The sequence below is a fragment of the Marinifilum sp. JC120 genome (genome assembly GCA_004923195.1).
Lineage (GTDB): Bacteria > Desulfobacterota > Desulfovibrionia > Desulfovibrionales > Desulfovibrionaceae > Maridesulfovibrio.
The window spans coordinates 1-7,795 of sequence record RDSB01000036.1; the positions used below are offsets into that span (position 1 = coordinate 1).

Consider the following 7,795-nt stretch of genomic DNA (forward strand, 5'->3'; position numbering starts at 1 on the left):
CATGGTTAGCACTGCCATGAGCGTTTACGGTAAGGTTAAGGGAAAGAGCGGCAGCGTAAAAGCTGGGAAGAAAGAAGGTCAGGGAGAATTCGATTTTACTTTGGAATAAATAATTACGCCGTAGGGCGGAAGCAAATGATCATAATAAAACCCGGCTGTAATGGCCGGGTTTTGCGGTTCAGGCGCACGGACTACCCTTTTAGGCTTTAGTATTAGCTATTGTTCCCACGCCGGAGTATGCGGCACTGAGAACGCTTTTTTGGAAATCATAATCGCTACTGGTTGAAGAACTGAACTGGTCGGAGTTCATGTAATCAAGGGTCTTGGTTACAACCTGAGCTCCGAACAGCTGCTTGTCACTTACCGCAGGTGCGGTATCCATTGTTGAGCTGATTCCTGTTACGTCCATAAACACCCCTCCCGAAAAAGGGTAATATACGCGCCTATCTGTCGAATCGGCTAGATCTTGAAATACTTTAGGGCAAAAATAAGTAAAATTAAGCCAGATTAACAAACTGCTGATAATACTTAATAAAAAAAATAAAAAAGTCCCCGCAATCAGTAGATGATAGCGGGGACTTTGTCGGCTCAGGCGGGGAGGTTTATTTCTTAACCTGTTCCCAGAGTTCGTTTTGTTCAATGAGATTCATTTCGGAGATGTCCTTGCCTTGTTCTTTGGCGAGGTCTTCCATTTTAGCGAATCTTTTAAGGAACTTGTTGTTGGTGATATCCAGTGCGCTGTTGGCTTTGATGCCTTTTCTGCGTCCCAGTTCGATAAGGGTGAACAGGTAGTCGCCGAATTCTTCGGTAATGGCATCGCTGTCGCCGGATTCCAGAGCGCTGTTCCATTCTTTCCATTCACTTTCGAGTTGTCCGAGGCACTGCTCGTCGGATTCAAAAGTAAATCCGCTCCGCGCGGCTTTTGAATTGATGCGGTAAGCCTTAAGCATCGGCGGAAGTCCCTTGGGCAGGGAATCGAAAATTTTATTGTCTTCAGATTTTTCGCTTCTTTTGATCTTTTCCCAGTTACGCAGCAGTTCTTCCTGATCTTCGATTTTTACATCAGCAAAAACGTGAGGGTGGCGGCGGATCATTTTTGCTGCACCGGATTCTACGGCATCAGCAAAAGTGAAAGCATCTTCTTCTTCGTAGCGCTGGGCTATGAAGAGCAGCAGAAACATGACGTCGCCTAGTTCTTCCATTGCTTCCTGCTTATCGTCAGCGCGAATCGCTTCCACCAGCTCGAAAGCTTCTTCAATAACAGAATCGCAAAGGGTTTTAGCGGTTTGTTCTTTGTCCCAAGGGCAGCCGTCAGGTGCAGTCAGGCTGGAAATTACATTTTTGAGTTTTTCAATAGATTTTGCGCTCATTTTAAATTGTATCGCTTAAGGGGTTGGTAAGTTCAGAGTGATCAGGAAACATGGATTTGATATCCAATGAATCAATTACGTCTTCAGGAGCGAAGCTGATGAAGAAACTCGCAGTAGACATTACTTTCGGAGCCAGTTTTGATTTGGTCAGGAATTCTGAATTGGGGGTGAAGCTGTTCAGCACAACAATAATGATGCCGCCGACAATGATCGCTTCAACAAAACCGAGAATTCCGCCAAGGACCTGATCCGCCCAGCTGAGCATGGATACGGTTAAAATCTTTTTAACCGTAACCCCGATGAGAAAGGCCACGAAAAGGGTGGCTACAATTATTGAAAGGTAACTGAAAGCTTTGACTGTTCCGGGGCCGTCAAAAAAAGTCTGGAAATACGGGGCCAGTTCATGATGATATTTGGCTGCCAGATAAAAGCCGAAGATTAAAGAGAAAACGGAAATAGCCTCTCGGACTATACCGCGTAATAATCCCCTGAAAATCAGGGCTCCGGCAATCACTATCAAAATTATATCCAGCGCATTAAGGGCTAAACCTGTTGTTTGCATACTGAAATCCGTTAAATATTGATGTTTGTGAAAAAATGCGCGAACTCCGCATGAAGCCTTATTAAATAAAGATATAGCGGGAGAGTAGCAGACCCCAGAGGAAAAGTGAATATCATGAATCACCTTGAAAATAATAAAAAATATGACAATGAAGTGAAAAATGAGGTTGTGTCATTTGCTGATCTCAGGTAATTCTCGATTAATTTTGGGGGAAAATGTTTTAACTTGTCAGGACCTGTTCATGTCTGGAGTGTATGCGTGAAGTTGATTGAGACGGAATTTCCCGGACTTGTGGTTGTAGAACCCAAGGTTTTCCGGGACAGGCGGGGTTTTTTTCTGGAAAGCTTTAACAAGAAGATTTTTGCAGAAAATGGATTGCCTACTGATTTTGTTCAAGATAATCATGCATATTCATCTGGCGTAGGCGTCATCCGCGGTCTTCACTTACAGAAGCCCCCGCATGCTCAGGCAAAGCTTGTCTGGGTTACCAGGGGAGCAGTCAACGATGTTGTGGTTGACTTGCGGAAGGGATCTCCGACTTATCAGAGATCGTTCAAAATTGAACTATCTGCGGATAATTTCCTTAGACTGTTCATTCCCAAGGGATTCGCACATGGATATGAGACCCTGACCGATGAGAACGAGTTCATGTATAAGGTTGATTCCGGCTATTCTCCTGGTAGTGAGGCTGGGATCAAATGGGATGACCCGGAACTTGGAATAGACTGGAAGGCTGAAAATCCGGTACTTTCCGATAAGGACCGTGAGCTTCCGTTGTTGGCCGAGTTTGACTCGCCGTTCGAGTTTTAAGATGAATTGCGGAAGGTGGCATGTTTATGCTTCTCCGCCCCCTGTGTTTAAAAATTGAGCTTTTTTCCGCGTTAAGGAGTTTGTGAAAAGTTTCATATTCTCTTGACATGGAAAGATACTCTATTTTAGAAGAAATGGCGTTAATTGGTTGTTTATGTTTCACAAAACTTAAGGAGTAGTGGGGCGAGGTTATGGAGGAGAAAAGAACATCGAAGCAGTGTGGAGGAGTTCTTCCTTTCTTCATCGGTGTCCTTGCGAGCCTGATCGTCGGCTGGTGGGTTTTCCCGCAGGTTATTTATAGCCAGAAGACTCAGCCGATCGATTTCAGCCACAAGGTCCATGTTGAAGATGAAGGTATGGACTGTGAGTCATGTCACATGTTTATGGAAGACGGATCCTTTGCAGGACTGCCTTCCAACGAGCAGTGTGCTGAGTGTCACGAAGATGTCCTCGGTGAATCAGAAGCCGAAGAAATTTACGTGACCGAGTACCTGCAGAAGGGTGTGGAAGTTCCCTGGTTGGTTTATCAGTACCAGCCTGATAACGTTTACTTTTCGCACATGGCACACCAAGGCTTCGAGTGTACAGATTGCCATCCCGACGTAGGCAATAGCGACACGCTGCCGACGTATTACGAAAACAGAATCAGCGGTTACAGCAAGCAGACCATGAAGATGTGGCAGTGTGAACGCTGTCATGCGGAAGTTGGTACCAGCAACGCATGTTACGTCTGCCATAAGTAAGTGAGGGACTGCAATGGGTATTGATCGCAGAACTTTTATTCAATTGGTAACAGGTGGTGTTGTTGGTTCACTCTTCACCCCTGTAATTTGGAAATCTCTGGATGATGCAGCTATTTGGTCGCAGAACTGGTCTTGGATTCCCCGACTGAAATACGGTGCAATTACCGAGCAGGCTTCTGTTGCCAAATTTGGTGCAGCTCCCTGTGCGGAAATTGTTAAATCCGTAGGTGGAAGTCCTTATCTCACCAGAGGTAATGCAGAAAACGAAATGAGCAAGGGCGGCGTTGATCCTGTCAGCGCAAGTGGTCCTCAGCTCATGTACAGCCCTTCCCGCGTTAATGGTCCCATGAAAAAGACCGCGGAAGGCAAATACGAATCCATCTCTTGGGAAGACGCTGAAAAGCTCCTTTCCGAGAAGCTCGCCGCAGTTAAAGGTCAGAAAGGCAAACTCGCTGTTGTTTCCGGTGATTCTACCGGTACCGCAACTGAAGTTCTGTCCGGTTTTGCTGCTGGAATGGGTGCTGAGTGTTATCTCATGCCCAGTGACGAGCAGGGCGCTGCCGCAGCTCTCGCAAGCATGGGCGGAAAAGGCCAGATCGGTTATGATCTGGAAAATTCCGATTTCGTGCTTTTCGTAGGTGCGGATGCTATGGATTCTTGGGGCCCGGTTGTGAGAAACCAGTGTGTTTACTCTGCCAGCCGTCCCACCGGTGAAGAAATTAAGACTACTTACGTCTACGCCGGTCCTTTCCTGAACTGTACAGCAGCCGCCGCAGATAAGTGGGTTCCGGTTGCTCCAGGCACCGGCGCAATCTTCTGCCTCGGTCTTGCCTATCATATGCTTAAGGCCGGAGCTTCTGCTTCCGCTTCCGATTTCGCCGACTTTAAGACTCTGGTTATGTCCAGATTCTCTCCCGATAAAGTGGAGAAAGCAACCGGCGTTGCAGGAGCGGAAATGGCCGCAATTGCCAAGCGCATCATGAAATCTTCCGCCCCCGTTGTTGTTGCCGGTTCCGAGTTCGCTCAGGGCGCAGGCGCAGCTGACGTTATTGCCGCAGCCGCAGTTAACATGCTGCTTGGCCGCGTAAATAAAGACGGTGGAATGAAGATTCTCCCCGAACTGCCCAAAGCTGTTGATGCAGCTGAAGGACATTCTGAATTGGTTGCAAAAGACTTTGTCGGCTACCTCGCGGGTATTGCCGCAGGCAAAGTTGCTGCTCCTGAAGTTATGATGGCTTACGAAGCCAACCCGGTTTACGCTCTGCCCCAGAACACTGCTCTGGCTCAGGCCGTTGAAAAATCCGGTTTTCTCGTAAGCTTCAGTACTTTTATGGATGAAACAGCTTCCAAAGCTGACCTGATTATGCCCAACCCCACCTGCTACGAGCGTTTTGAAGACGCACAGACTCCTTATGGTGTCGGTGCTGCAATGCTCGCAGCCAGTGCTCCTGTTGCAGAGCCTCTCTACAACAGCAAGCCCACTGTAGACGTAGTTCTTGGCGTGGCTTCCGGACTGGGCATCGACCTTGGATACGAATCCGCAGACGCCGTTTATCAGGCTAAAGCCGAAAAAGCCGGTGCTGACTGGGATTCCCTTGTAGAAGGTGCTGCTTATGTTTCCGATTCTACTGAATCCGGATCCATCAAGTTTGCTGCGTCTGTTCTGTCCAAGGCTGTGGCCATGCCCAAGGGCGGCGAGATTGCTCTCGCTCCCTATTCCAAGCTTATCTTTGGTACTCCCACCGTGGCTATCCCGCCGATGAACGTGGTTGTTATCAGTAAGTATGAGCTTCTGGGTAAAGACCTTATGGTTCAGGTTAACTCCAAGACCGCCAAGAAACTCGGCGTGTCTGAAGGTTCCAAGGTCAAGCTTGCCGGAGCAGGTGGAGAGTGCGCTGTAAGAATCCACATTAATGAAGGCGTAATGAATGATGTTATCGCCGCACCTCTTGGATTCGGTCACACCGCATGGGATGCGTACTCCAGCGGTAAAGGCGAAAACATCTCCAAACTTCTCACCGTTGGCACTGAGTCCGGCACCGGCTTGTCCGTGTGGACCAGTTCTTTCGTGAGTATCGCCTAAATTAAAGTCAGGGGATTCACGTTATGCAACAAATGGAATTTGATACTAAATGGACCATGGTAGTTGATGTCGACAAGTGTACCGGTTGCGGTGCTTGTATGGTGTCCTGCCAGGCTGAAAATAACATAGCTCCCATGGAAGAAGGGTCTAACAAGCTTAAGACCCTTACCTGGATGCTTGTGTACGAACTCAATAACGGTAAGGAATTCCCTAACAGGGAAGTTGCCTACCTGCCCAGACCCTGCATGCAGTGCGGACATCCTGCCTGCGTTCCCGTCTGTCCCGTAGTTGCTACTACTAAGGACGAAGAAGGCGGTATCGTCAGTCAGATTTACCCCCGTTGCATCGGTTGCAGGTACTGTATGGCGGCATGCCCTTACCACGCCCGCTACTTCGGCTGGCTCGATCCGGTATGGCCCGGCGGTATGGACAAGGCTTTGTCTCCCTCAACTTCCACCCGTCCGCGCGGTGTTGTTGAGAAGTGTAACTTCTGCCACACCAGACTGATGGATGCTCGTGCTCGCGCTCGCAGCGAAGGTCTGGACCCCAACAAGCTGCCCGACGGCTGGTATCAGCCTGCCTGTCTGGAAGCGTGCCCCACCGGCGCAATCTCATTCGGTGATGTAAAGAACCCTGAGCATAAAGTTCATGAGCTGGTTAAGAACCCCAATGCATTCCGCATTCTGGAGTCTATCGGCATGGATCCGCAGGTTTACTACATCAGCCGTCGTGACTGGGTCCGTGAGCAGAGTGATAACCACGTCGCTGAAGACAAGCACTAGGAGGGAGGTTTACCATGGATAGCAATCTCTTCCCCGAAGGCGTAAAACGTTGCGGACTTCCCAAGTTTCTGCTTTGGATGGTCTTTCCGACCATCATTCTGCTCTGGGGAGCCTACGCTGCCGCAAAGATTTTCTATTACGGCATCGGCGTTACCGGCCTTGACAACTACTTCGGGTTCGGCCTCTGGATTACTTTTGACCTTGCGGTTATCGCACTTGGTGCTGGTGCTTTTTTCACTGGTTTTCTCAAGTATATCCTCAAGATCGATCAACTTAAAAATATTATTAACCTTGCAGTAATTTTAGGATTCCTGTGCTACTCCGGCGCCATGCTCATTCTGACCATGGATATCGGGCAGCCCATCCGCGCATGGTTCGGTTACTGGCACCCTAACGTGCACTCCATGCTCACAGAAGTTATCTTCTGTATTACCTGTTACTGCACAGTTCTGATTATCGAGTTTATTCCGATTATTCTCGAGCAGAAGCAACTGAATAAAATTCCTTTCCTGCACCACTTTGCCCATCACCTTCACGTGAATATGGCTCTGTTCGCAGGTATCGGAACCTTCCTGTCCACCTTTCACCAGGGTTCTCTTGGCGGTATGTACGGCGTTATGTTCGGTCGTCCTTACGCTTTCCGTGAAGGTTTCTTCATCTGGCCCTGGACTTTCTTTCTTTTCGTTCTCTCTGCTGTTGGTTCCGGTCCTGTTTTCACAGTTCTGGTTTGTACCCTCATCGAGAAAATGACCGGTAAGAAATTGGTGGAATACAAGGTTAAAGCCCTGATGGGTAAAATCGCTGGTACCATGCTTTGTGTGTACATGTTCTTCAAGATCATTGACACTTGGGCTTGGGCTGTAGGTTACCTGCCCACCGTTGGCATGACCTTTGACCAGATGTTCTACGGCAATGTCTACGGACAGTGGCTGCTTTGGACTGAACTCGTGCTTTGCGGCATCGTTCCCGCAGTCATGCTGATCACTCCTTCCATCAGGAACAACCCCAGCCTGCTGTACACCGCAGCGATTCTGGACTGCATCGGCGTATCCATCAACCGTTACGTCTTCACCGTTCAGACCATCGCTATCCCGGTTATGCCTTTCGATAACTGGGAAATTTATGTACCCAACTGGGCAGAATGGGCAACCTCGCTCATGATCTGCGCATACGGTGCTCTGGTACTCAGTCTCTGCTACCGCTATCTGCCTGTCTTCCCTCAGGAAGTTAAGCTGAATAAGAAGTAGCAGCCAGCTGGTTGCTCAAGTAAAGTTAAAAGGCCCCGCTCGCAAGAGTGGGGCTTTTTCTTATGCGGCACAATGTCAAGCACCCCGTCAAATCTATCTTCAAGTCTTTTTAGGCCGTAGTCGTCCCTCACCTAATGGTGTAACTATTGATATTCCTTTTCTTATTCGTGCTCTGAGGCACCAAGTACCGATTCGGTA

Annotated in this window: 9 protein-coding genes; 6 read left to right on the plus strand and 3 right to left on the minus strand. The window is 48.5% G+C overall.

Annotation, left to right across the window (positions count from 1 at the left end; translation table 11 throughout):
• On the plus strand, positions 1-109 hold a 109-nt coding region (locus D0S45_19890; GenBank protein TIH11570.1), incomplete at its 5' end, for a paraslipin.
• A 90-nt stretch (positions 110-199) separates the two neighbouring features.
• On the opposite strand, the gene D0S45_19895 is transcribed toward D0S45_19890, so the two are convergent.
• The 3 genes from D0S45_19895 to D0S45_19905 all read right to left on the minus strand — a co-directional run bounded on the left by D0S45_19895 (position 200) and on the right by D0S45_19905 (position 1,932).
• Positions 200-409 (minus strand): hypothetical protein, encoded by a 210-nt coding sequence (locus tag D0S45_19895; GenBank protein ID TIH11571.1) that lies wholly within the window; start codon positions 407-409, stop codon positions 200-202.
• 193 nt (positions 410-602) lie between these two features.
• Positions 603-1,370, minus strand: a complete 768-nt coding sequence (locus tag D0S45_19900; protein ID TIH11572.1) for a nucleoside triphosphate pyrophosphohydrolase — start codon at positions 1,368-1,370, stop codon at positions 603-605.
• A 1-nt stretch (position 1,371) separates the two neighbouring features.
• Entirely contained in the window at positions 1,372-1,932 is a 561-nt protein-coding gene (locus D0S45_19905) for a CvpA family protein (GenBank protein TIH11573.1), read from the minus strand.
• A gap of 258 nt (positions 1,933-2,190) precedes the next feature.
• Here D0S45_19905 and rfbC point away from each other — a divergent pair, with 258 nt between their 5' ends.
• The 5 genes from rfbC to D0S45_19930 all read left to right on the plus strand — a co-directional run bounded on the left by rfbC (position 2,191) and on the right by D0S45_19930 (position 7,597).
• Entirely contained in the window at positions 2,191-2,742 is a 552-nt protein-coding gene (rfbC, locus tag D0S45_19910; GenBank protein ID TIH11574.1) for a dTDP-4-dehydrorhamnose 3,5-epimerase, read from the plus strand.
• Positions 2,743-2,933: 191 nt separating this feature from the next.
• Positions 2,934-3,485, plus strand: coding sequence for a cytochrome C (locus D0S45_19915; GenBank protein ID TIH11575.1), 552 nt, complete (start codon positions 2,934-2,936; stop codon positions 3,483-3,485).
• A gap of 13 nt (positions 3,486-3,498) precedes the next feature.
• Entirely contained in the window at positions 3,499-5,568 is a 2,070-nt protein-coding gene (locus D0S45_19920) for a molybdopterin oxidoreductase (GenBank protein ID TIH11576.1), read from the plus strand.
• Between the two features lie 23 nt (positions 5,569-5,591).
• Positions 5,592-6,350, plus strand: a complete 759-nt coding sequence (locus D0S45_19925; GenBank protein ID TIH11577.1) for a 4Fe-4S dicluster domain-containing protein — start codon at positions 5,592-5,594, stop codon at positions 6,348-6,350.
• A 14-nt stretch (positions 6,351-6,364) separates the two neighbouring features.
• Positions 6,365-7,597 carry a molybdopterin oxidoreductase gene (locus tag D0S45_19930; GenBank protein TIH11578.1) on the plus strand — a complete coding sequence of 411 codons (1,233 nt, stop codon included), beginning with the start codon at positions 6,365-6,367 and terminating at the stop codon, positions 7,595-7,597.
• Positions 7,598-7,795: the final 198 nt, after the last annotated feature.